A 23,160-nucleotide genomic window follows, 5' to 3' on the forward strand; every position below is an offset into this window, starting at 1 on the left:
CCCCGGGCTCCCGGCGAGTAGGAGACACACCCCCATGACATCCCCTGAGAGCCTCCGCGTCCCGGCCGCCACCCCCCGGCGGCCTTCCTGGCGCTCCCAGGCGCCCGTCGTCGCGGTCGTGGCCCTGGGCGGGGGAGCGGGGGCGGCCGCCCGCTACGCCGCCTCCCTCTGGTGGCCCGCGCCCGCGGGCGGCTTCCCCTGGACGACCTTCTGGGTCAACATCGCCGGCTGCGCCGTGATCGGCGTGTTCATGGTGGTCATCACCGAGATCCGGATCGCCCACCCCCTCGTCCGCCCCTTCTTCGGCACCGGCGTCCTCGGCGGGTTCACCACCTTCTCGACGTACGCCGTCGACATCCGGAATCTCATCGACGGCGGCCATGCCGGAACCGGTCTGGCCTACCTCGCCGCGACCCCGCTCGCGGCGCTCACAGCGGTGTGGCTCGCGGCCGGGGCGACCCGCCGTGTCCTGCGAGGGAGGCAACGATGACGAGGCTGACCGGCAGAGCCCTGCGCCTGACCGTCTTCATCGGCGAGAGCGACACCTGGCACCACAAGCCCCTCTACTCGGAGATCGTCCACCGGGCCCACGCGGCGGGCCTCGCGGGTGCCAGCGTCTTCCGCGGCATCGAGGGCTTCGGCGGCTCCTCCCTGATCCACACCTCGCGGCTGCTGTCCCTGAGCGAGGACCTGCCGATCGCCGTGGTGATCGTCGACACCGAGTCACGCGTCCGCGCGTTCCTGCCGCAGCTCGACGAACTGGTCACCGAGGGGCTGGTGACGCTCGACGACTGCGAGGTCATGCGGTACACGAGCCGCGAGGACGCCCCGGGCGGAACCGATGGGAAGGGTAAGAAGTCGTTGTGAACTGGCTGCTGGTCGTCGGAGGCGCGATGGTCGGCGCCCCGCTGCGCTACCTCACCGACCGGGCGGTCCAGGCGCGGCACGACTCGGTCTTCCCCTGGGGCACCTTCACGGTGAACGTCACCGGCTCCCTGATCCTCGGCCTGCTCGCCGGAGCCGCCACACACCTTCAGCTGCTGCTCGGCACCGGTCTGTGCGGGGCCCTGACGACGTACTCGACGTTCTCCTACGAGACCCTGCGCCTGGCCGAGACCGGGGCTCGCCGCCAGGCCGCCGTCAACGTGGCGGCGACCGTGGTGGCCGGTCTCGGGGCGGCGTTCGCGGGGGCGGCGCTCGCGCGCATGTGAGGCGCGTCCGCGAGGGGTGCGGGCGGGGCGTGTACGTGAGAGTCGTCCTTGCCCGCGTGAGGTAGGACTGTCCCCTCCGCGCCCCGCCTCCCACGACCAGAACTGGATCCCATGAGCGTCATCAGCGTCGGTCAGGCCGTCGTCCTCGGAGCCGTCGAGGGGGTGACCGAGTTCCTGCCCGTCTCCTCCACCGGCCATCTGAAGATCGTCGAGGGGCTCATGGGCATTCCCGTCGACGACGGCGCCGTGGTCGGGTTCTCGGCCGTCATCCAGGTCGGCGCGATCGCCGCGGTGCTCGTGTACTTCTTCAAGGACATCGTGCGGATCGTCTCGGCCTGGGGGAGGGGTCTGCGTGACCGCGAGGAGCGCTACCACCACGACTACAAGTTCGCCTGGTGGGTCATCTGCGCCACCGTCCCGATCGTCGTCGTCGGACTCGCCGCCAAGCCGCTCATCGAGGGGCCGCTCGCCTCGCTGTGGGTGGTGGCCGGCTCGCTGATCGTCGGCAGCGGGGTCATGTGGGCGGCGGACCAGATGGGCCGGCACAAGCGCGGCGAGGACGACACCTCCTTCAAGGACGCGATGCTGGTCGGCAGCTCCCAGATCCTCGCCCTGCTCTTCCCCGGCTTCTCCCGCTCCGGTGCCACCATGTCCACGGCCCTGATCCTCGACCTGGACCGCGTGGCCGCCACCCGGCTCTCCTTCTTCCTCGGCATCCCCGCCCTGACCGGCGCCGGCCTCTACGAGCTCAAGGACGCCCTGGGCACCGGGGTGGGCGTGGCGCCGCTCGCCGTCGGCACGGCCGTGTCGTTCGTCGTGGCCTACGCCTCCATCGCCTGGCTGCTGAAGTTCGTCGCCAAGCACTCCTTCAACGCCTTCGTGATCTACCGGATCGTCGTGGGAGTGCTGCTGTTCGGCCTGCTGGGAGCGGGTGTGCTCAGTAGCTGAGCGTCCACGGCGGCCCGGGGGCGGAAGCTGGAACGTGGGCTTCCCACCCCCTGAAGGTCCGCCGCGGACCCCTTGACAGGGGCCTCCCGGGCCCCGCAGGATCACTCCCGTGAACCTGTCAGACAGCCGGACAGCCGGACAGCCCGTGCGGCGCGTCAGTGCCATGGAAGCGGTACTGGCCTACCTGCGCGACGCCATCGAACGGGGCGAGTACGCCATCGGCGACAAGCTCCCCTCCGAGGCGGAGCTGTGCCGCACCCTCGAGGTCTCCCGGCCGGTGCTGCGCGAGGCGCTGCGGGCGCTGCAGACCATGGGTCTGACCGTGTCCAGGACCGGCAAGGGCACGTTCGTCGTGGCCAGCACCGTCGAGGACCCCACCTTCGGCGACTACGCCGCCAGCGACCTGCTGGAGGTGCGCCGCCACGTCGAGATCCCGGTCGCCGGGTACGCGGCCCGGCGCCGCACCCCGGAGAACCTCGACCACCTGGCCCACCTCCTGGACCGTATGGAACGGGAGACGGACACCACCGCCTGGGTCGCGATGGACACGCTGTTCCACCTCGCCGTGGCCGAGGCCGCCCAGAACCCGGTCTTCCGCCGGGTCATCGAGGAGATCCGGGACGCACTGGCCCGCCAGTCGGCCTTCCTCAACGAGCTGGGCGGCCGCCGCGAGCAGTCCAACCGCGAGCACCGGGCGATCGTCGAGGCGCTGATCGACGGTTCCGAGAACGACGCGGTGGAGGCCATGGCCCACCACCTCGACCGCGTCGAGACCACCCTCACCGACATCGTGCGTTCCCCGCGCACGGACTCGGACCTCCCCACGGAAGGCGAACCCCAGGCGTGAGCGAGCAGTCCCTGCACGACGGCGTGCAGAAACGTTCCGGCCATGTCGACGCCGGCGACGAGGGCTACAGCAAGTCCCTCAAGTCCCGGCACGTCAACATGATCGCCATCGGCGGAGCCATCGGCACCGGCCTCTTCCTCGGTGCCGGCGGCCGCCTCGCCGACGCCGGCCCCTCCCTCTTCATCGCCTACGCGGTCTGCGGCCTCTTCGCCTTCCTCGTCGTACGCGCCCTCGGCGAGCTCGTGCTGTACCGGCCCTCCTCCGGCGCCTTCGTGTCCTACGCGCGTGAGTTCATGGGGGAGAAGGGCGCCTACACCGCCGGCTGGATGTACTTCCTCAACTGGGCGACCACCGGCATCGCCGACATCACCGCCGTCGCCACCTACACCCACTACTGGGGCATGTTCTCCGACGTCCCGCAGTGGGTCATCGCGCTGATCGCGCTGGCCGTGGTGCTCACCGTGAACCTCATCTCGGTGAAGATCTTCGGCGAACTGGAGTTCTGGTTCGCGATCGTCAAGGTCGGCGCGCTGGTCGTCTTCATGTGCATCGGCATCTTCCTGCTGGTCACCCAGCACCCCGTCGACGGTCACAGCCCCGGCCCGTCCCTGATAGGCGACAGCGGCGGCGTCTTCCCGCACGGCCTGCTGCCCATGCTGCTGATCATCCAGGGCGTCGTCTTCGCCTACGCCTCCGTCGAGCTGGTCGGTGTCGCCGCCGGTGAGACCGAGAACCCCGAGAAGATCATGCCCAAGGCGATCAACTCGATCATGTGGCGGGTCGGCGTGTTCTACGTCGGCTCGGTCGTCCTGCTGTCGATGCTGCTGCCCTGGAACAAGTACACCGCCGGCGAGAGCCCCTTCGTGACGGTGCTGTCCAACATCGGCGTCCCGGCGGCGGGCGGCGTGATGAACCTCGTCGTCCTCACGGCCGCGATGTCCTCCCTCAACTCCGGCCTGTACTCCACCGGCCGCATCCTGCGCTCCATGGCCATGTCCGGATCCGCCCCGAAGTTCACCTCGGTGATGAGCCGCAGCCAGGTCCCCTACGGCGGCATCCTGCTCACCAGCGGCATCTGTGTGCTGGGCGTCGGCCTCAACTTCGTCGTGCCCGCCGAGGCGTTCGAGATCGTGCTGAACTTCGCAGCGATCGGCATCCTCGCCACCTGGGGCATGATCATGATCTGTCACCTCCTCTTCTGGCAGAAGACCCAGAAGGGCGAGCTGACCCGCCCGGGCTACCGTCTCCCGGGCTCTCCCTGGACCGAGATCGTGACGCTGGCCTTCCTCGCCTCCGTCCTGGTCCTCATGTACGCCGACGGCGGCGCGGGACGCACCACCGTGCTGTGCCTGCCGCTGATCGTCGGGGTCCTGGTCGCCGGATGGTTCGGCATCCGCGGCCGTGTCGCGCGCAAGTCCACCACCGGAGCCGACGCGTGAGGAACGCGCCGCTCCACGAGAAACAGGCAGTGATGTTCAGCAGTTCTCTCGCGGACGCACCCCTTGTCCGTGAACCCGTCCACGCCCCCGTCGCCCACCTCATCCGCGGCGGAATCGTCGAAGGCATCCACTACGGCTCCGTCGTCGTCCTCGACGCCGACGGAGAGGTCCGGCTCCAGATCGGAGACATCGAGGCCGCCTTCTATCCGCGCTCCGCGATCAAGCCCGTCCAGGCCGTGGCCATGGCCCGGGCGGGACTGCCGCTCGACGGCGAACTGCTGTCGCTGACGGCGGCCAGCCACTCCGGCGAGGAACGCCACCTCGCCGGGGCCCGGCGCATCCTCGAACTCGCCGGGCTCACCGAGGACCACCTGCGCAACGTCCCGGACCTGCCGTTCGACCCGGTCGTCCGGGACGCCTGGGTGCGCGAGGGCCGGATGCCCTCACGGCTGGCCCAGAACTGCTCCGGCAAGCACGCGGCCATGCTCTACACCTGCACCCTCAACGGCTGGCCCCTGGAGAACTACCTCGACCCCGGCCACCCGCTCCAGCAGGCCGTCGCCGAGATCGTCGAGGACCTCACCGGGCAGCGCATCGCCGGGGTCACCGTCGACGGCTGCGGCGCGCCCCTGTACTCCATCTCCCTGCACGGCCTCGCCCGGGCCACCGCCCGGATCGCCGGCGCCGCGCCGGGTACGCCCGAGGCGCGGGTGGCCGACGCCATGCGCGAGCACGCCGAGATGGCCTCCGGCTCCGGCCGGGACGTCGCCGCGCTGATGCGGGCCGTACCCGGGCTGCTCACCAAGGACGGCTTCGAGGGCGTACAGGTCGCCGCGCTGCCCGACGGGCGGGCCGTCGCCGTGAAGATCGCCGACGGTGCGAACCGGGCGCGGGTGCCGGTGGCTGCCGCCGCGTTGGCCTGGGCCGGTGTCGACCCGGAGCTGCTCACCGAGTTCCAGGGAGAGGCGCTGCTCGGAGGCGGTCGGGAGGTCGGGCGGGTGCGGCCCGTCCGCTCGCTGGAGCCGGTCGCCGGGGCGGCCCGCGCCTGACGCCGTGCCGGATCTCCCCGCCGGCGGCTGCGGGCCGCATGTGGCTGGTCGCGCAGTTCCCCGCGCCCCTTTCAGGGGCCCCACCCACCCTGTACCTCAGAGAAGAGGACCCTCACCGTCATGACCGCCGCCACCCGCTCCGAGCACGACCTGCTCGGCGACCGTGACGTTCCCGCCGATGCGTACTGGGGTGTGCACACCCTGCGGGCCACGGAGAACTTCCCCATCACGGGCATGCCCATCTCCGCCTACCCGCACCTGATCGACGCCCTCGCCGCCGTCAAGGAGGCCGCCGCCCTCGCCAACGAGGAACTCGGCCTGCTGGATCCGAAGAAGGCCGCCGCCATCGTCGAGGCCTGCCGTGAGATCCGCGACGGCAAGCTGCACGACCAGTTCGTCGTCGACGTCGTCCAGGGCGGCGCCGGCACCTCCACCAACATGAACGCCAACGAGGTCGTGGCGAACCGGGCGCTGGAACTGCTGGGCCACGCCAAGGGCGAGTACCGGTTCCTGCACCCGAACGAGGACGTCAACCTCGGCCAGTCCACCAACGACGTCTACCCGACCGCCGTCAAGATCGCGACGGTGTTCGCGGTGCGCGGGCTGCTCGACGCGATGTCCGTCCTTCAGGACACGTTCGCCCACAAGGCCGTCGAGTTCCGCGACGTGCTCAAGATGGGCCGTACGCAGTTGCAGGACGCGGTACCCATGACGCTGGGTCAGGAGTTCTCCGCGTACGCCGTCATGCTGGACGAGGACCGGTCCCGTCTCGCCGAGGCCGTCCAGCTGATCCACGAGATCAATCTCGGCGCCACCGCGATCGGCACCGGCCTCAACGCCCCCGCCGGATACGCCGAGGCGGCTCGCCGCCACCTCGCGGCCATCACCGGACTGCCCCTGGTGACGGCGGCCAACCTGGTCGAGGCGACCCAGGACTGCGGCGCCTTCGTGCAGATGTCCGGCGTGCTCAAGCGCATCGCGGTCAAGCTGTCCAAGAGCTGCAACGACCTGCGGCTGCTGTCCTCGGGCCCGCGCGCCGGGCTCGGCGAGATCAACTTGCCGCCCGTGCAGGCCGGTTCGTCCATCATGCCCGGCAAGGTCAACCCGGTGATACCCGAGGTCGTCAACCAGGTCGCCTTCGAGGTCATCGGCAACGACGTCACCATCACCATGGCAGCCGAGGCCGGACAGCTCCAGCTCAACGCGTTCGAGCCGATCATCCTGCACTCCCTGTCGGAGTCCATCACGCATCTGCAGAGCGCGTGCGTGACCCTGGCCGAGCGCTGCGTGTCCGGCATCACCGCCAACACCGAGGCGCTGCGCACGAGCGTCGAGAACTCCATCGGCCTGGTCACCGCCCTCAACCCGCACATCGGCTACACGGCCGCCACCGACATCGCCAAGGAGGCCCTCGCCACCGGCCGGGGCGTCGCCGAACTCGTCCTGGAGAAGGGCCTGCTCCCCGCCGAGACACTCGCCGGCCTGCTGCGCCCCGAGGTCCTGGCGGGCAGCGGCCGGGCCCCGGCCTGACCTGTGAGAGCGCACCGGGACCGGCAGAGGGACAATGGTGATCATGACATCGTCGACGACCTTCCAGCCGGTCCTGGAGCGCATCGCCGAGGAGGTCGAGCGGACCCCCGGCCGCGGCCGGCCCGCCGACTACATCCCGGCGCTCGCCGCCTGCGACCCGCGGCGCTTCGGCATGGCCGTCGCCGACCTCGACGGCACGGTGTACGGGGTGGGGGACTGGCGGCAGCCCTTCTCCGCGCAGTCCCTCACCAAGGTCTTCACCCTCGCCCTCGACCTGTCCCGTGAGGGCGACGCCCTGTGGGAGCACGTGGGCCGCGAGCCCTCCGGCAACCCCTTCAACTCCCTCGTCCAGCTGGAGTACGAGAACGGCATCCCGCGCAACCCGTTCATCAACGCCGGCGCCCTCGTCGTCACCGACCGGCTGCACACCCGCACCGGCGACGCCTCGGGCGAACTGCTGGCGTTCCTGCGGGCGGAGAGCGGCAACCCGGAGCTGACCTTCGACAAGGAGGTCGCCGCGTCCGAGTCCGCCCACGGCGACCGCAACGCCGCGCTCGGCCACTTCATGGCGTCGTACGGCAACATCGACAACCCCGTTCCGACGCTCCTGGAGCAGTACTTCCGCCAGTGCTCGATCGCCGCGTCCTGCGCCGACCTCGCCCTCGCCACGAGCTTCCTCGCCCGGCACGGCATCCGCGCCGACGGCACCCGCCTGCTCAGCCGCAGCCAGGCCAAGCAGATCAACGCGATCATGCTGACCTGTGGCACGTACGACGCGGCGGGCGACTTCGCGTACCGCGTGGGCCTGCCCGGCAAGAGCGGTGTGGGCGGCGGCATCATCGCGGTCGTGCCCGGCCGTTGCACCCTGTGCGTGTGGAGCCCGGGCCTGGACGAGCGGGGCAACTCGGTGGCCGGCGTGGCGGCGCTCGACCGGTTCACGACCCTGACGGGTCTGTCCGTGTTCTGACCGGCGGCGCGCCCGGGACCCTCCTCTCCAGGCCGTTGACCTTCGCGTATGCGGAGCCGGTGGGCAGGGGATCACGTCCGTTCGTCGGTGCGCTCATGGTGGTGGGACCGTCACCGTGACGGAATCCCATCGGCCGCTGATCACCGGCCGGTCACACGCAGGCCGCTCCCCGGAGAGGGAGGCGTCCCCTGGCGGTCATGCGCCGTTGACACGCTGCCCGAGTGTTGGCCATGGCTTTCCCCGTCGATCTCCGCCGCTGCCAGATACTCGGTCTGGCCGGTACCGCCTGCCTGGCGCTGGGCGGTGAGACGGCCGGCGCCCTGCCCGTGGGGGACCTGCTCCACCCGGCCTCCGCCCGCGCCGCCCTCGGCCTGGTCGGCGTGTACTTCGGCGTCGTCCTGCTGATCGCGGCCTGGGCGCTGCTGGGCCGGCTGGTCCGCGGGCCGCGACCACCCGCTCCCCGCGCCCTGCTGCTCGTCCTCGCCGCCTGGGCGGCGCCGCTGCTGCTCGCCCCGCCGCTGTTCAGCCGGGACGTCTACAGCTACCTCGCCCAGGGGGCGATGGTCGAGGCGCACATGGACGTCTACGCGCACGGGCCGTCCCGGCTCGGCGGTCCGCTCGCCGACGAGGTCGCCCCGCTCTGGCGGCACACCGGCGCCCCGTACGGCCCGGTGTTCCTCGCCGTCGCGGCGGCCCTGTCGGGTCTGACCCGCGGCGAACTGCCCGCCGGACTGTTCGGGATGCGGCTCGTCGCCCTCGCCGGAGTGGCCCTGATGGCGGCCGCGCTGCCCCGCCTCGCCCGCCACAGCGGCACCGACCCGTCCGCCGCGCTGTGGCTGGGCGCCCTCAACCCGCTCGTCCTGCTGCACCTGGTCGCGGGCGCCCACAACGACGCCGTCATGCTCGGCCTGCTCGGCGTCGGCCTGGTGGCCGCGCTCGGCCGGTGGCCCGTCCTAGGAGCCGTCCTCGTCACCCTCGCCGCCCTGGTCAAGGCGCCCGCCGTGCTCGGTCTTGCCGCCGTCGTCGTCCTCCAGGTCCGCGCGGGCCGCAGTACGGCGAAGGCCCTCGTGACGACCACCGTCGCGGCCGCGGGCACCACCGTCGCCGCGACGGCCGCGGCCGGCACCGGATACGGCTGGGTCGGCGCCCTGAACACGCCCGTCTCACCCCAGAACTGGGCCCTGACCACCCTCCTCGGCCGCGCCACCCAGGCCCTGCTGGAGCACCTGGGCAGCGATCTCGCCCCGCTGGCGATCCCCGCCTGGCACGCGCTGGGCATCGTGACCGCCGTGGTCGCGATCGTGCTGATCTGGCTGCGGCTGCGCCTGCGACCGGTGTACGCGCTCGGCCTGTCCCTGGCGGCGGTGGCCGCGCTCGGCCCGGCGATCCGCCCCTGGTACGCCCTGTGGGGCCTGTTCCTCATCGCCGCCGCCGCACCCCGTACGTCCCTGCGCCCGCGCATGGCGGCGGTGACCGGCGTTCTCGCGCTGTGCGTCCTGCCCAGCGGCGGCCCGGCGGACACGGGGCAACTCGTCCTGGCCGTCTGCGGCGGCGCCCTCGCGGTCGTCGTCCTGTGGCAGGCCCACCAGGCGGAACTCGCCCCGGCGCTGGGACGCGCCGCATGACCCCGGCCCTGCCGCGCACCGACCGCGGCCGGTTGCTGCTGGTGTTCGCCCTCGCCACGCTGGTGACGGTCTTCACCGCGACCGTGCCGCTGCTGCGCGACTGGTTCGACCTGCGCGTCTACTACGGCAGCATCGACACCTGGGTCCACCACGGCGGCCGCATCTACGACTACCGGGTGCCCGGCACGACGTACGGCTTCACCTATCCGCCGTTCGCCGCCGTCGCCATGGCGCCGATGGCCCTGCTGGGCCTGCACACCGCGATCGTCGCCGCCCTGCTGCTCAACCTGGCCGCCCTGGCCGTGGTCCTGCGCCTGCTCGCCGGGCCGGACTGGCGGCGTCACGGCTGGTTCGGCTGGGCCTTGCTCGCCTGCCTGCTCACCTTGTTCGAACCGCTTCGCGACACCTTCAGCTTCGGCCAGGTGAACCTGTTGCTGCTGGCGCTCGTCCTCACCGACGCGACGCTGCTCGCCACCGGACGCGGACGCCTGGCGGGTGTCGGTATCGGGCTGGCGGCCGCCGTCAAACTCACCCCCGCGCTGTTCATCGGACTGCTGCTGGTGGCCCGACGGTGGCGCGCGGCGGCGGTCGCGACGGCCGTCGCCCTCGGGGCCACAGCCCTGGCGGCCGGGGTGGATCCGGACGCCTCGCGCTTCTACTGGACCGAGGCGCTGTGGGACACCGACCGCGTGGGGCACCTCGACTACGTCTCGAACCAGTCGGTGCAGGGCGTCCTGGCCCGGCTCGGCGAAGAGGACCGGGCGGTGTGGGCGGTGGTGGTCCTGCTGATCCTCGGCGTGTGGGCGGTGCGGACGCGCCGGGCGGCCGTCGCGGGGGACTGGACGGCGGCGTTCGCCCTGACCGGCCTCGCCGCCTGTCTCGTCAGCCCGATCACATGGGTGCACCATCTGGTGTGGCTGCTGCCGTCCTTCGCCGTGCTGGTCCGCGCGGGGCGCCCCCGGGCCGCGGGCGCCCTGTACACGGTGCTGTGCACGAGCGTGGTGTGGCTGTGGTTCGACGACGCGTCCGGTGTCGACGGGTTCCTGGGCAGCAACACCTACGCCTGGATCACCCTGGGCCTGCTGCTGTGGCTGCCGGTGGGTCAGCTCCGTCCGGGTCTGCGGACCGGAATCCGCAGCACCAGCACCACGACCGCCGCGCCCGTGCCGGCGGCACCCGCGATCAGCCCCGCCTCCGTCCAGACGGACCCGTGCTCCTCCGGCACGGCCGCCGCGACCGCGGGCGGTGTCGTCGTCACCGGCCGCGCGGGTGTGGGCGGCGCGCCGAGCGAGCCCACCGCCTCGACCTTCCCGGCCGACCTGAAGCCCCAGTCGAGCAGCGAGCGCGCCTCCTCGTACACGGCGGACCCGCCGCCCTCCTGAGGGTTCATCACCGTCACGACCAGGGTGCGCCCGTCCCGCCGCGCCGCCGCGACGAGCGTGCTTCCGGCCTTGCTGGTGTAGCCGTTCTTGATCCCGATCAGCCCCCGGTACGGCTTCACGCCCTTGGTGCCGCTGAGCAGCCGGTTGGTGTTGAGGATCGGGTACGACCAGGTGCCGCCACCGGGGAACCTGGCCTCGACCGTGGCGCAGTACCGGGCGAAGTCGGGGTTGCGCAGCCCCACCCGGCCGAACACCGCCAGGTCGTAGGCCGACGACACCTGGCCCGGTGCGTCGTAGCCGTCGGGTGAGACCACGCGGGTGTCGAGGGCGCCGAGGGCCCGGGCCTTGGCCTGCATCCGCTGGGCCGTGACCCGCCAGCCGCCGTTGAGCTCGGCCAGGACGTGCACGGCGTCGTTGCCCGAGTTGAGGAAGACCCCGCGCCACAGGTCGGCGATCCGGTACGTACGGCCCTCGGCGACCCCGACGAGGCTGCTGCCTGCACCGATGCCGTGGAGCTCGCGCTCGCGGACCGTGTGCCGGATGCCCGCCGGCAGTCCGGGCAGCACGGTGAGGGCGAACAGGGTCTTCAGAGTGCTGGCCGGGGGCAGCTTGCGGTGCGCGTTGTGGGCGGCCAGCACCTCGCCGGTGCGGGCGTCGGCCACCACCCAGGACAGCGCGGAGACCTCCGGGACGCGAGGCACCCCGGCGCGCGGGCGGACCTGGGTGCCGGGACGGTAGAGCAGCGAGGGGTGCGGTGCCGCGGCCCCCGGCCCGCCCGGCGGAGTGGGCTCCGCCCCGCCGGGGTCGGCCGCCGCCGCGGGCGTCAGCGCCAGGAGCCCCGCACAGCAGAGCGCACCGGCCGACACGGCCACCCGGGAAGAGAATCCGTTGATCATATGATCAACGTAGGAACGGACATGCTCCGCACGGCGGCGACGGGGCCGCACTCCGCGCGCTTGCACCCGGATGGATGATCCCCTGTGCGTCAGCCCTGGGGCAGGGTCGGCTGGACGCGCCGCAGGAACGTCGCGTTGTCCGGCGTCTCGCGCATCCGCTCCAGGAGGGTCTCCAGGCCGCCCTGCCCGTCTCGGCCCTGCAGCACGCGCCGCAGACCCTGGACGGCAGCCAACTCGGCCGGGTTCAGCAGGAGTTCCTCGCGGCGGGTGCCCGACGGAGTGATGTCGACGGCCGGGAACACACGGCGGGAGGCCGGGTCCCGGCTCAGCCGGAGCTCCATGTTGCCGGTGCTCTTCAGCTCCTCGAAGTAGAAGCCGTCGGCCCGGGAACCGGTCTCCACCAGGGCGGTCGCGAGGATCGTGAGGGAACCGCCCTCCTCGGCCGAGCGGGCGGCACCGAAGAACCGCTTGGGGCCGGTCAGCGCGGACGCGTCGACGCCCCCGGTGAGGATGCGGCCACCGGAAGCGGCCGCGTTGTTGTGCGCCCGGCACAACCGGGTCAGCGAGTCGAGCAGGACCACGACGTCCTCGCCGGCCTCGACGCGCCGCTTGGCCCGCTCGAGCACGAGGTCGGCGAGCGCGATGTGCTGCTTGGCGCTGCGGTCGAAGGTCGAGGCGTACACCTCGCCTCGCACGCAGCGCTGCATGTCGGTGACCTCCTCGGGTCGCTCGTCGAGCAGCAGCATCATCAGCCGGGACTCGGGGTGGTTGCCGGTGACGGCGGCGGCGAGCTGCTGGAGGAGGACGGTCTTGCCGGTCTTGGGCGGGGCCACGATGAGCCCGCGCTGGCCCTTGCCGACCGGTGCGATCAGGTCGACGACGCGTCCGGCCAGTCCGGCGGCCGGGTGCTCGAGCCGCAGCCGCTCGTGCGGATGCAGCGGCGTCAGGTCCCGGAAGTGGCGCCGGTCGCGCGGGTGCCCGGGCGTACGGCCGTCGATCCGTACGACGTCGGAGAGGCCGTGCCGGTCGCCGCGCACGCCCTCGACGAGGTCGCCCTTGCGCAGGCCGTACCGGCGGATCAGCGCGGGGGAGACCGCGGCGTCGGCCGGCGAGGGCAGGCAGTTCTCGGCGCGCAGGTACCCCTTCCCGCTCGCGTCGATGTCGAGGACACCGGACGTGGTCCGGGCCGGGGACTGCTGCTGGACGGGTCGGTTTTCGAGTGTGGTGGTCATGGTGGTGTGTGTCCTTTCACGGACGGCAGGCATGGGACATGCGAAGGGAAGGGGAGAGAGCCGCGAAGGGAGGGCCTGTGGCACGCCTCCGGGCGGCGGGGGAACAGCACCTCGGATACGACGGAACTCGTCGTGGTGCTGGAAATGAAGGAGAGAGAGGAAACTGGCACCGGCGCCCGCAAAGAGGGGCGTGCACGAGTGCTGCTCGCACTGTACCACCGATGGCGGTGAATGGGGGACGGGCGCTACCTCAGCGAGTGGCCAGCAGCCCGTACAGCAGCGGGATCCGCGGCTCGGGCAGCCGCCACCAGCCGGACTCCGTACGGACCATCTGCGGCCAGCGCGGCCAGGGAAGTTCGTCGCCCTCCCGCAGCCGCCGCACGGCGAGTCCCGCATCCGTCAACGCGTTGACGACCTCGCCCATTCCGTGCATCCACTCGTAACTGTCCGTGGCGCCATCGACGGCAGGTCCGTCCGTGTAGGTGTGGGTCCCGTTGCGGTGCACCGGGCCGGCGCCGCCCAGGTAGTCGTGGCGCAGGAGCAGCTCGGGTCCCTCACCCGGAGCGGGCTTCGGCCCGAGCGAGTTGAGCAGGGGATGGAACTCGACGACGTACAACCGGCCGCCGGGACGCAGGAGTCGGCCGACGATCTCCGCCCACCGGTCCAGGTCGGGGAGGTAGCACAGGGCGCCCTTGCCGGTGTAGACGACGTCGAACCGCCGCCCGTCCAGGGCCTCGACGGCGTCGTACACGTTCGCCCGCACGTACGTCACGTCCGCGCCGGCCCGCGTCGCGATGTCCTGGGCAGCCGCCACGGACGCAGCCGAGAAGTCCAGGCCGACGGCCCGGGCGCCGCGCCGCGCGAAGGCGATCGTCTCCGTGCCGAGATGACACTGGAGATGCAGCACGTCACGCCCGGCCAGTTCGCCGAGGTCCTCCCACTCGAAGGGGGCGAACCAGCGCTCGGGGTCGAGGTCCTGGTCGAGACCGTAGAAGCGGCTGGCGAGATGGACGGGCGTGCGGGCGTCCCAGTTCGCCTGGTTGGCCCGCATCAGCCGGTCGTGCTCGGCGGACGTCATGAGGACATCCAACCGTGAACCGGCCGCGGGCGCCGGGAGAACGCGCGAAAGGGATCTCCGGACTCGTCGCTCAGACCGAGCGGGCCCGCGCCTCCTCGGCGATCCGCTCGAACTGCTCGCCCATGGCCGCCGCGAGAGCCTGGGAACCCGACAACGGGCGCACCATCACCGTGAATTCGTCGATGAGCCCGTCGTCGTCGACGTGGATGAAGTCGCAGCCGTTGATCTCCCGGTCACCCACGCGCGCGGTGAAGACCAGGGCGTGGTCGCGGCCGTTCACGTCGTTGATCTCGCGCACGTAGCGGAAGTCCTGGAAGACCCCGGAGACGGCGCGCAGGATCGCCGCCGTGATCGCCTTCCCGGCGTACGGCTTGAACACGACCGGGCTGGTGAAGGCGACGTCCGGCGCCAGCAGCGCCTCGGCGGCGTCGAGGTCGAGCTTCTCGACCGCCTCACGGAATGCACGCATCGAACCCGCCTTAGTCAATTTGTTGAGTAGGTGCGGAGTAGATTAGTCAACCGTTGATACGGTGTCCACATGTCTCTCAAGTACGCCGTTCTGGCGGCGCTCCTGGAGGGCGAGGCCTCGGGGTACGAGCTGTCGAAGGTGCTCGACGTGTCGCTGGCCAACTTCTGGGCCTCGACCCCGCAGCAGCTCTACCGGGAACTGGAGCGCCTCGCGCAGGACGGGCTGATCGAGGCCAGGGTGGTGCGCCAGGAACGGCGTCCCGACAAGCGCATGTTCACGTTGACCGAGGCCGGCCGCCAGGACCTGCACACCTTCGCCGCCACGCCGCCCCGGCGGCCCACCGCCATCCGCGACGAACTCCTCATCAAGATCCAGGCCATGGACGGCGCGGACCCGGACGCGACCCGTGCGCTGGTCGAGGAGCGCGAGGCGTGGGCCCGTGGCAAGCTCGCCCGCTACCGGCGCGTGCGCGAGCGACTCCTGGCCGGCCGCGGCGAGGAGGAGTACCTCCGGGAGGCCGACCGGGTCGGCCCGTACCTCACCCTGATGGGAGGCATCGCCTTCGAGGAGGAGAACGTCCGCTGGTGCGAGCGCGTACTGACCGTCCTGAAACAGCGGGCTCCCCTAGGCTGAGCCGATGTTCAGCCCCGAAGGCCCCAGTCTGCGCGAGCTCGCCGTCCAGGCGTTGTCGTCCGTCGAGCGCGGCTACGACCTCCTCGCGCCGAAGTTCGACCACACGCCGTTCCGGACACCCGACGCGGTCCTCGACGCCGTCGGCTCGGCACTGCGGCGGGTGGGACCCTTCGACGCCGGACTCGACCTGTGCTGCGGCACCGGAGCCGGTGTCCGGGTGCTGACGGGAGTGTGCCGGGAGCGGGTCACCGGCGTCGACTTCAGCGCGGGCATGCTCGACGTCGCGCGGGAGCAGCCCGGGCCGAAGGGCCCGCCGGTTTCCTGGGTCCGGGCCGACGCCCGCGCCCTGCCCTTCGCGCCCGCCTTCGACCTGGTGGTGAGCTTCGGGGCCTTCGGGCACTTCCTGCCCCGCGAACTGCCCGGGCTCTTCGCGCAGGTCCGGTCCGTGCTGCGGCCGGGCGGCTGCTTCGCGTTCCCGCTGGTCGCCCCGCCCCGCCCGGGCTCGCTCGGCTACTGGATGCTGCTCGGCTTCGACACCGTGATGCGGGTGCGCAACGCGCTCTGGCGGCCTCCGTTCGTCATGTACTACCGCACGTTCCGCCTCGGGGACGTACAGCGCGAACTCGCGGAGGCCGGCTTCCGGGTGGAGCTGCACCCGCTCCCGGAGTTCGGGCGGCGACCGGACGGCAGTCCCCGGGTGCGGCTCGTCGTGGCCCGGCTGCCGGGCTAGTGCCCCGGCAGGCAACGTTGGCTGCCGGGGGCACTGGTCAGCCGCGCAGGAAGTTCAGCAGATCGTCGTTGAACGCCTTCTCGAAGTCGCCGACCAGGCCGTGCGGGGCGCCCGGATACACCTTCAGCGTCGCGTCCTTGACGAGCTGGGCGGTCCGGTGGGCCGAGGCGGCGATCGGCACGATCTGGTCGTCGTCCCCGTGCGCGACGAGCGTCGGCACGTCGATGCGCCGCAGGTCCTCCGTGAAGTCGGTCTCCGAGAACTGTGCGACGCAGTCGTAGGCGCCCTTCAGCCCGGCCTGCATGCTCCACATCCAAAAGGCCCGCCGCATGCCCTCCGACACGGCGGCGCCGGGCCGGTTGAAGCCGTAGAAGCTCTCGCTCAGCTCCCAGTAGAACCGCGAGCGGTCCGCCGCGACGCCGGCGCGGATCCCGTCGAAGACGTCCTTGGGCGTGCCCTCCGGATTGGCCTCCGTCCGCAGCATCAGCGGCGGCACCGCACCCAGCAGCACGGCCTTCGCGACCCGTGCGGTCCCGTGCCGTCCGATGTAGCGGGCCACCTCGCCGCCGCCGGTCGAATGGCCCACCAGGACCGCGTTGTCGAGGTCCAGCGCCTCGATCAGCTCGGCCAGGTCGTCGGCGTACCGGTCCATGTGGTTGCCCTGCCACGGCTGGCCCGAGCGGCCGTGGCCGCGGCGGTCGTGTGCGATCGCCCGGAAACCGTGCTCGGCGACCAGCCGGGCCTGCCCGTCCCACGCGTCCGCGTTGAGGGGCCAGCCGTGGCTGAACACCACGGGCTGCCCTTCGCCCCAGTCCTTGTAGTAGAGCTCGGTTCCGTCGGAGGTCGTGAACGTGGTCATGGGGATCCTCTCGGGGGTTGCCTGGGGGAGCCGTGCCGTGTCTCGATGATCTCCGTCATCTCCGGGAACCCGCGCCAGCAGTCCGCCGGACGAGTGACCGACGGCCGTCGGTCCGCGCCTGCGGACGCTCCGCGGCGGCGGGCGGCACATCCCGGCTCGGCAGAGTGAACTCGTAGACTAGTGCGTCCTGTTGGGCGTCCACCACGAGATCGGTGATCTCCAGCGGGCGCGCGTACTGGTCGTGCACCCGCCGGGTGACCCGCACCGACGGCGTGCTCGCGAGAGGGGTGATGGCGTCGCGGTGGTGCAGGGTCAGACCCGCCCGGCGCATCCAGTCGTAAACCCGCCGCAACTGCGCGGCGGCGGTGCCGTCGGCGCGGTCACGGTAGCGGGCCAGCTCCTTCACCTCCGTCAGTGCCACGGCGGAGAACGAGGTCACGGCAGTCCGCAGGCCCTTGCCCTCAGCGGTCGCGTACCGGTAGCGGTGGATCAGGGTCGGGCGGCCGGGGGCCAGCCCCAGGGCCTCGGCGTGGTCGGCCGGGGGCGCCTCCCAGGTGACGGTGGCGCGGGCGACGCCGCCCGGGGTCGCGGCCCGGGCGCCGACCGGGAAGGTGAGCGATGCCGGGGTCTCGACCGGCAGGCCGGGCAGGGTGGCGTGGCTGCCCCGCCGGTCGGTGGCGACGAGACCGTCGCGGCGCAACAGCTCCAGCGCCTGCCGCACGGTCTCCCGGCTGACGCCGAAGTGCCCGGCCAACCGCCGTTCCCCCGGCAGCCGTTCACCGGGCGGGATCGTGCCGTCGCGCAGCTCGCCGAGCAACTCCGTCGCGATCCGCCGGTACAGGGGCTCGCCCTCGGCCGGCGGGTGGTCGTGCGGGGTGGTGCGGGCCATGCCGCCCCTCCTGTGGGTGACGTTCGGTAGCCGTACGGGCTCGGTGCGCCACCAGATCTAGCATTGGTCTAAACCAGTTGGGAAGGGCGGCCGGGCGGTTCGGCCGAAACCGGCCCGCCCGCGCCCGCCCTCACAGCGCGCTGTACAGGGCGTCGATCAGGGCCATCTTCCGCGGGTCGTTGGCGATGCGGGGCCCCATCCGGTTCATCACATAGCCCAGGGACACCCCCGCCTCCGGGTCGGCGAGCCCGCAGGAGCCGCCGAAGCCGTCGTGTCCGAAAGCGCGCGGGTCGGGTCCGTACGAGCCGTCGGGTCCGCTGAGCCAGAGTCCGAGCCCCACCTCCGTCTCGTGCTCGAACCCGGCGCCGAGCACCAGGTCCCGGCAGCTGCCCTGCCCCTCGCGCACCCGCTCGGCCGACTCGGGGGACAGCAGACGGTGGCCCCCGAAGGAGCCGCGGCCCGCGAAGACGCCGTACAGCGCGGCGACGGCACGTGCGGTGCCGTGCCCGTTCGCCGCGGGGATCTCGGCGGCCCGCCACCCGGGGGTGTTGGCCCCGGCGGCGGACACCGCTGGGTTGGTCAGCGCGGCGATGGCCGCGGGCGCCAACTGGGCGAAGACGGCTGCCTGTTCACTGGTAGCCGTGATCGCCGGCTGGACCAGCTCGGCCGCCCGGGCGAAGTCCTGCACCGGCAGGCCGATACGGAAGTCGATGCCGAGCGGTCCCGTCACCTCCCGCGCCAGGAAGGCCCCCGGCCGCAGCCCCGACACCCGCCGTACGACCTCGCCGACCAGATGGCCGTAGGTCAGCGCGTGATAGCCGGACCGGGTGCCCGGCTCCCACCAGGGTTCGGTCGCCGCGAGCCGTTGCGTGGTCAGCTCCCAGTCGCAGAGCTGCTCCAGCGAGTGCGGCTCACGCAGACCGGCCAGTCCGGCGCGATGGGACAGCAGGTGCCGGACGAGGACCTTCTCCTTGCCCGCGGCGGCGAACTCGGGCCAGTACAGGGCCACCGGTGCGTCCAGGTCCAGCAGACCCCGGTCGGCCAGGATGTGCGCGCACAGGGCCACCGGCCCCTTGGTCGTGGACCACACGTTGACCAGCGTGTCCCGCTCCCAGGGCCGGGAACGTGCCGCGTCCGCCCAGCCGCCCCACAGGTCCACCACGGTCCTGCCGCCGACGGTGACGGCCACCGCGGCGCCCAGTTCCCCCCGCTCCCGGAAGTTCTCCTCGAACGCCGCGCGTATCGCCGTGAATCGCGTGTCGCAGTGACCGTGCACCTGTGTCTCGTTCTCGGACATGAGCCCCTCCGCCGACCGTCCCGGGCCCGGGACACCGCGTCGCGGCCCGGGCGCGATGAACGTACCGACTGGTCGGACCGGGTGGAAGTCCGACGGAGGGGAACGGCCGGATCAGATGTACGAGCGCATCCAGCGCAGCTTGGCCGCCTGCTGGAAGGGGCCGCCGCCCTCGTGGTCGTTGAAGTCGTAGACCTCGATGGTCTTGTCCTCGTGGCTCCAGGCGTTGAAGGCCGCGAAGACGGTCGAGGGCGGGCAGGTCTGGTCCTCCAGGGCGGCCGAGAAGAGCGCGGGGGCCCGGCCGCGGGCGGCGAAGTGGACGCCGTCGAAGTAGGACACCGTGCGCAGCGCGTCCTCGGTGCGGCCGCGGTGGGTCTTGAGGAACAGGCCGATCTCCCGGTACGGGTGCCGGTCCGTGATCGTCGCCGCGCGCGGGAAGTCGCACAGGAAGGGCACGTCCGGCGCGATGCCGGCCAGGTCCGGGACCAGGCCGCCGACCGCGATCGTGATGCCGCCGCCCTGGCTGGAGCCGACGGCCACCGTGCGCGCCGGGTCGGTGAGGGGGTGCGAGCGGGCCGCCTCGACGGCACGCACCGCGTCCGTGTAGACCCGGCGGTAGTAGTAGTTCTCCGGGGCGTCGATGCCGCGGGTCATGAAACCGGGGTACGCGGGCGCACCGCCCACCGGGTCCGCCGTGCCGCCGCCCCCGCCCCAGGCGCTGCCCTGCCCGCGGGTGTCCATCACGAAGTGCGCCCGGCCCGAGGACGCCCACAGCAGGTGCTCGTGGGGGAGTCCGCGCCCGCCGCCGTAGCCGATGAACTCCACGACCAGCGGCAGCGGTCCGTCCGCCCCGGCCGGGAGCGTCAGCCAGCCCTTGACCGGGTGACCGCCGAAACCGGCGAACGTCACGTCGAGCACCTGCACGGTGGACAGGCCCGTGTCGACCGGTTCGAAGCGGGCGTCCAGGTCGTGGAGGCGCGCCTCCTGCAGGGTCTTGGACCAGAACGCGTCGAAGTCCTCGGGCTCGGTGGCCGCGCTGCGGTACTCGCGGAGTTCGTCGAGAGGAAGGTCGAACAGGGCCATGCAGGACCGCCTTGGGTGAGAAGCGACTACGGGGGCAGTGCGGATGATCACACTACGTGGGTGATCGGAGGACTGGCCAGGCCTTTGTTCTCGTCCGGCTCCGGGCCGCAGTCCGCTCGGGGCGTGTGACGCGCTGGTCACGGGCGTGAGAGCGCGATCGGGGTGCCGGCCCCGGGGAGCGTGTCACGCGCAGGTGATCGGGTCACCTGGGGTTCATCGTGGTGTGGTCCTCCCGGTGCCGCCGCCGTGTCTCACGCGCGGCGGTGCGTCCACTCCGGTTCCGCGCGGGCCCACGCCCGGTCCCACTCGGCCATCCGCCGGCGCAGCGCCACCCGGCGTACGAGGGAGTGGCCGAAGAGCACCACGAGCACCGCACCGCCCGCGGCGCAGGTACCGACCGTGAGGGTGTGCTGCCAGACCGCCGACTCGTCCACCGGCGGCGTCACACTCCGCCCCTGGTCGTCGAACCACACGTCCACGGCCTCGCCCTGCCGGGTGTCCGCGGGGACCCGTGCCGTCGCGGTGCGCGTGCCCACGCCCGGCTCCGTCCAGCGCACGGTCGCCCGGTACGCGTGCTGCCCGCCGGCCTGCACCGACGGCAGCGAGTCGCGTTTGCCGACCACCTCGGCCCGGACGCGATGCCGCTCGGCCCGCTGCTCCATCGACACCGACCGCGCCTCGCCATGGGCCCATCGGGCGGCGGCCGCCCCGGCCAGGGGAGCGCCCACGAGGACGAGGACGGCGACCACCAGCAGCGTCCACGCCTCGACGACATCCGACCGGCGCCGCAGCGGACTGCGCCGCCAACGCCAGCCGCGCACCCGGGTTCGCATGTCCACCTCCTCGCCGTCACCGCGGCCGAGGGCCGGAGCGGCCCGCGGTGCACCGCCGCTCCCTCGCATCACGCCACGCGTGCTCGCATGCGAGGCCCTCACGGACGGGTACCCCCTCCGGCACCCCTCGATCGCTCCGGAGCTGTACGCACAGCAGGAGCGGCCCGCCGAAACCTCCGGCTGGGTGCCCGGCGCGGCCGCGGCGAAACCGAGGTCAGCCGAAACGCTCGATGCGGATCCGGTCCACCGGCTGACCGGCGGTCACCAGCAGCCGGGAAGCGTGCTCGGCAAAGGAGTTGGAGCCGCACACATAGGCCTCCCACCCACCGGAAGGCTGCTCGGCGAGGAGCGGCGCCACATGTGCGGCCGCCATACGTCCGACCGCCACACCCTCCGGCGCGCTCCGGGTGAAGACGGGTGTGGTCTCCGCACCCAACTCGCGGGCGTAGATCAGCTCCTCGGGGCTGCGCGCGGACACCACCATCCGCAGCGGCACGGTCAGGTTCCGCGCCCGGTGGTGCCGGACCATCGACATCAGCGGTACGACGCCGGAGCCGGCGCCGACGAGCAGCGCGGGCCGGTCGCCCGGCCAGGCGAAGAAGCCGCTCACCGGGCCCCGCACCTCGACCCGGTCGCCGGGCCTGGCGACCGTGTGGAACCAGCCCGAGACCTCGCCGCCCTCGACGTGATCCAGGGTCAGCTCGACCTGCCCGGAGTCGTCCGGCGCGGACGCGATCGAGTAGTGCCGCTGGGCCGCGTAGCCGTCCTCGGCGGTCAGCCGCACCATCAGGTGCTGGCCGGGCAGATGCCCCGGCCAGCCGGGCACGGCGAGCCGGAAGGTGGCGACGCGCGGGGTTTCACGGCGGATCTCGGTCACCGTGGCGGTCTGCCACTCGGACGCGGCCTGCTCGCTCACGGCGATGCGGCCGGGCACGGCGAACCGCGTGGGGGGCACGAAGGTCTCAGTCACCGGAGTACCTCTGCTCCTCCCACGGGTTGCCCCGCTCGTGATAGCCGTTGCGCTCCCAGAAGCCCGGCTCGTCGTGGTCGAGGATCCGCAGTCCCGCGATCCACTTGGCGCTCTTCCAGAAGTACAGGTGCGGCACGAGCAGTCGCGCCGGGCCGCCGTGCTCGGGGGCGAGGGGCTTTCCGTCGTACTCCCAGGCGATCCAGGCGCGCCCGCCGGTCAGGTCGGCGAGCGGGAGGTTGGCGGTGTAGCCGGTGTGCGAGTAGGCGACGGCATGGGTGGCCGACTCATGGGGGCGGACCACGTCCAGGAACGCGTCCAGGGACACACCGGCGAACCGCACCCCGAACTTCGACCAGCTCGTCACGCAGTGGATGGCGCCCTCGTACGCCGACCGCGGCATCCGGTGCGCCTCCTCCCAGTCCCAGGTGCGGGGCCCGGCCACCAGCCCGTCGACGCGGAAGGTCCAGTCGGCGGGCGCCAGCTCGGGAGTGACCTCGGCGGACAGGACGGGCCAGTCGTCGCCCGCGTCGTACTGGCCGGGCGGCAGACCGGGGTCGTCGACGCGTGGGCGTCCGGTGAAGCCTCGGGTGATGTGCATGCGGGGGTGCCTCCGGGCCGGGCCGACGGTGCCCCGCCGGACCGGATGATCAGTCATTGCGCATTCAACCGTACGTGCTGTGCGGCCTGGTCCTGCCGACCGGGGCCGGGCCAGGCGTTGTAGCGCTCCAGGTACTCGGCGAACCGCGTCAGGTCCTCCGCCGGCCAGTGCGCCAGGCGCTCCCGGAAGGCCGCCCGGCGGCTCTCGGTGACCTGGGCCAGGATGCGCCGCCCGGCCTGCGTCAGATGCAGCACCTGGACGCGCTGGTCCGCCGCGTCGGGGCGGCGCTCGATGAGGCCGTTGCGCTCCAGGGCGGCCACCTGGCGGCTCACGGTGGACTTGTCCAGGGCGTAGTGGGCGGCCAGGTCGGTCGCCCGGCACCCGCCGCTCTCCTCCAGATGTCCCAGCAGCGTGTACGACACCAGCGACAGCTCGGGGTGCATCCGGCCCGCCGCGGCCCGGGCGCGGCGGGCGAAGACCGTCATCTCCCGCTGGATGGTCTCCACGGCGTCGGCGGTGTGCACGGGGCCTCCCTCACCACGGTGCTGCTCGGCTCCCTCCATGGTTGCATAGCCCAACCACTGGACCCGAGGGCGTC

General features: G+C 72.3%; 24 protein-coding genes and 1 pseudogene. 13 read left to right on the top strand and 12 right to left on the bottom strand.

The genetic code is table 11. The features are described from left to right. Positions 1–34 precede the first annotated feature (34 nt). From crcB (AB0G20_RS09790) to AB0G20_RS09840, 11 genes are all read left to right on the top strand, one after another. Entirely contained in the window at positions 35–490 is a 456-nt protein-coding gene (gene crcB / locus AB0G20_RS09790) for a fluoride efflux transporter CrcB (protein ID WP_361298530.1), read from the top strand. Beyond that, on the top strand, positions 487–867 hold the full coding sequence (locus tag AB0G20_RS09795) for a DUF190 domain-containing protein (RefSeq protein WP_361298533.1): 381 nt from the start codon (positions 487–489) through the stop codon (positions 865–867). Before crcB (AB0G20_RS09790) ends, AB0G20_RS09795 begins: the two co-directional genes overlap by 4 nt. Next, positions 864–1,211 carry a fluoride efflux transporter CrcB gene (crcB, locus tag AB0G20_RS09800; protein ID WP_361298536.1) on the top strand — a complete coding sequence of 116 codons (348 nt, stop codon included), beginning with the start codon at positions 864–866 and terminating at the stop codon, positions 1,209–1,211. Before AB0G20_RS09795 ends, crcB (AB0G20_RS09800) begins: the two co-directional genes overlap by 4 nt. Before the next feature lie 111 nt (positions 1,212–1,322). After that, positions 1,323–2,159: an undecaprenyl-diphosphate phosphatase gene (locus AB0G20_RS09805; RefSeq protein ID WP_361298539.1), complete on the top strand. Its 837-nt coding sequence runs from the start codon at positions 1,323–1,325 to the stop codon at positions 2,157–2,159. Between the two features lie 109 nt (positions 2,160–2,268). Further along, on the top strand, positions 2,269–3,006 hold the full coding sequence (locus tag AB0G20_RS09810) for a FadR/GntR family transcriptional regulator (RefSeq protein WP_361298542.1): 738 nt from the start codon (positions 2,269–2,271) through the stop codon (positions 3,004–3,006). Further along, entirely contained in the window at positions 3,003–4,445 is a 1,443-nt protein-coding gene (locus AB0G20_RS09815; protein ID WP_361298545.1) for an amino acid permease, read from the top strand. Before AB0G20_RS09810 ends, AB0G20_RS09815 begins: the two co-directional genes overlap by 4 nt. A 32-nt stretch (positions 4,446–4,477) precedes the next feature. Further along, a complete protein-coding gene (locus tag AB0G20_RS09820) occupies positions 4,478–5,494 on the top strand; it encodes an asparaginase (RefSeq protein WP_361298548.1) in 1,017 nt (338 codons plus the stop codon). 120 nt (positions 5,495–5,614) lie between these two features. Continuing rightward, positions 5,615–7,024, top strand: coding sequence for an aspartate ammonia-lyase (aspA, locus tag AB0G20_RS09825; RefSeq protein WP_361298551.1), 1,410 nt, complete (start codon positions 5,615–5,617; stop codon positions 7,022–7,024). A 34-nt stretch (positions 7,025–7,058) separates the two neighbouring features. After that, a complete protein-coding gene (locus AB0G20_RS09830) occupies positions 7,059–7,991 on the top strand; it encodes a glutaminase (protein ID WP_361298554.1) in 933 nt (310 codons plus the stop codon). 230 nt (positions 7,992–8,221) lie between these two features. Continuing rightward, complete coding sequence (mptB, locus tag AB0G20_RS09835; protein WP_361298557.1) at positions 8,222–9,616, top strand: polyprenol phosphomannose-dependent alpha 1,6 mannosyltransferase MptB; 1,395 nt, start codon at positions 8,222–8,224, stop codon at positions 9,614–9,616. After that, positions 9,613–10,998 (top strand): glycosyltransferase 87 family protein, encoded by a 1,386-nt coding sequence (locus tag AB0G20_RS09840; RefSeq protein ID WP_361298560.1) that lies wholly within the window; start codon positions 9,613–9,615, stop codon positions 10,996–10,998. The genes mptB and AB0G20_RS09840 overlap by 4 nt, the downstream gene beginning before the upstream one ends. A gap of 11 nt (positions 10,999–11,009) precedes the next feature. Here AB0G20_RS09840 and AB0G20_RS09845 read toward each other — a convergent pair. The 4 genes and pseudogenes from AB0G20_RS09845 to AB0G20_RS09860 all read right to left on the bottom strand — a co-directional run. Beyond that, a pseudogene (locus tag AB0G20_RS09845) lies at positions 11,010–11,894 on the bottom strand (serine hydrolase); the annotation flags it as partial. Positions 11,895–11,983: 89 nt separating this feature from the next. Then, positions 11,984–13,126, bottom strand: a complete 1,143-nt coding sequence (gene rho / locus AB0G20_RS09850) for a transcription termination factor Rho (RefSeq protein WP_361298563.1) — start codon at positions 13,124–13,126, stop codon at positions 11,984–11,986. 250 nt (positions 13,127–13,376) lie between these two features. Next, the gene (locus AB0G20_RS09855) at positions 13,377–14,204 is read right to left on the bottom strand and encodes a class I SAM-dependent methyltransferase (protein WP_361298566.1); all 828 of its coding nucleotides are present in this window, start codon (positions 14,202–14,204) and stop codon (positions 13,377–13,379) included. A 70-nt stretch (positions 14,205–14,274) separates the two neighbouring features. Continuing rightward, complete coding sequence (locus AB0G20_RS09860; protein WP_361298569.1) at positions 14,275–14,673, bottom strand: nuclear transport factor 2 family protein; 399 nt, start codon at positions 14,671–14,673, stop codon at positions 14,275–14,277. 69 nt (positions 14,674–14,742) lie between these two features. Between AB0G20_RS09860 and AB0G20_RS09865 the strand changes: the two genes are divergently transcribed. Continuing rightward, on the top strand, positions 14,743–15,306 hold the full coding sequence (locus AB0G20_RS09865; protein ID WP_361298572.1) for a PadR family transcriptional regulator: 564 nt from the start codon (positions 14,743–14,745) through the stop codon (positions 15,304–15,306). Between the two features lie 4 nt (positions 15,307–15,310). Then, positions 15,311–16,036, top strand: coding sequence for a class I SAM-dependent methyltransferase (locus AB0G20_RS09870; protein WP_361298575.1), 726 nt, complete (start codon positions 15,311–15,313; stop codon positions 16,034–16,036). Positions 16,037–16,073: 37 nt separating this feature from the next. Here the strand turns inward: AB0G20_RS09870 and AB0G20_RS09875 are convergent, their stop codons facing one another. From AB0G20_RS09875 to AB0G20_RS09910, 8 genes are all read right to left on the bottom strand, one after another. Beyond that, the gene (locus AB0G20_RS09875; protein WP_361298578.1) at positions 16,074–16,895 is read right to left on the bottom strand and encodes an alpha/beta hydrolase; all 822 of its coding nucleotides are present in this window, start codon (positions 16,893–16,895) and stop codon (positions 16,074–16,076) included. 55 nt (positions 16,896–16,950) lie between these two features. Beyond that, positions 16,951–17,784 carry a GntR family transcriptional regulator gene (locus AB0G20_RS09880; RefSeq protein ID WP_361298581.1) on the bottom strand — a complete coding sequence of 278 codons (834 nt, stop codon included), beginning with the start codon at positions 17,782–17,784 and terminating at the stop codon, positions 16,951–16,953. A 130-nt stretch (positions 17,785–17,914) separates the two neighbouring features. After that, positions 17,915–19,081, bottom strand: coding sequence for a serine hydrolase domain-containing protein (locus AB0G20_RS09885; protein ID WP_361298584.1), 1,167 nt, complete (start codon positions 19,079–19,081; stop codon positions 17,915–17,917). A 111-nt stretch (positions 19,082–19,192) separates the two neighbouring features. Beyond that, positions 19,193–20,161, bottom strand: a complete 969-nt coding sequence (locus AB0G20_RS09890; RefSeq protein WP_361298587.1) for an acetylxylan esterase — start codon at positions 20,159–20,161, stop codon at positions 19,193–19,195. A 251-nt stretch (positions 20,162–20,412) separates the two neighbouring features. Further along, complete coding sequence (locus AB0G20_RS09895) at positions 20,413–20,994, bottom strand: hypothetical protein (protein ID WP_361298590.1); 582 nt, start codon at positions 20,992–20,994, stop codon at positions 20,413–20,415. 214 nt (positions 20,995–21,208) lie between these two features. Continuing rightward, complete coding sequence (locus tag AB0G20_RS09900) at positions 21,209–21,964, bottom strand: ferredoxin reductase (RefSeq protein ID WP_361298593.1); 756 nt, start codon at positions 21,962–21,964, stop codon at positions 21,209–21,211. After that, positions 21,957–22,562 (bottom strand): sulfite oxidase-like oxidoreductase, encoded by a 606-nt coding sequence (locus tag AB0G20_RS09905; protein WP_361298596.1) that lies wholly within the window; start codon positions 22,560–22,562, stop codon positions 21,957–21,959. The genes AB0G20_RS09900 and AB0G20_RS09905 overlap by 8 nt, the downstream gene beginning before the upstream one ends. Before the next feature lie 53 nt (positions 22,563–22,615). Next, on the bottom strand, positions 22,616–23,086 hold the full coding sequence (locus AB0G20_RS09910) for a MarR family winged helix-turn-helix transcriptional regulator (protein WP_361298599.1): 471 nt from the start codon (positions 23,084–23,086) through the stop codon (positions 22,616–22,618). Between the last annotated feature and the right edge of the window lie 74 nt (positions 23,087–23,160).

Origin of the sequence: Streptomyces sp. NPDC024017 (assembly GCF_040638895.1) — a bacterium.
In the GTDB taxonomy this organism is placed as follows: Bacteria; Actinomycetota; Actinomycetes; order Streptomycetales; family Streptomycetaceae; genus Streptomyces.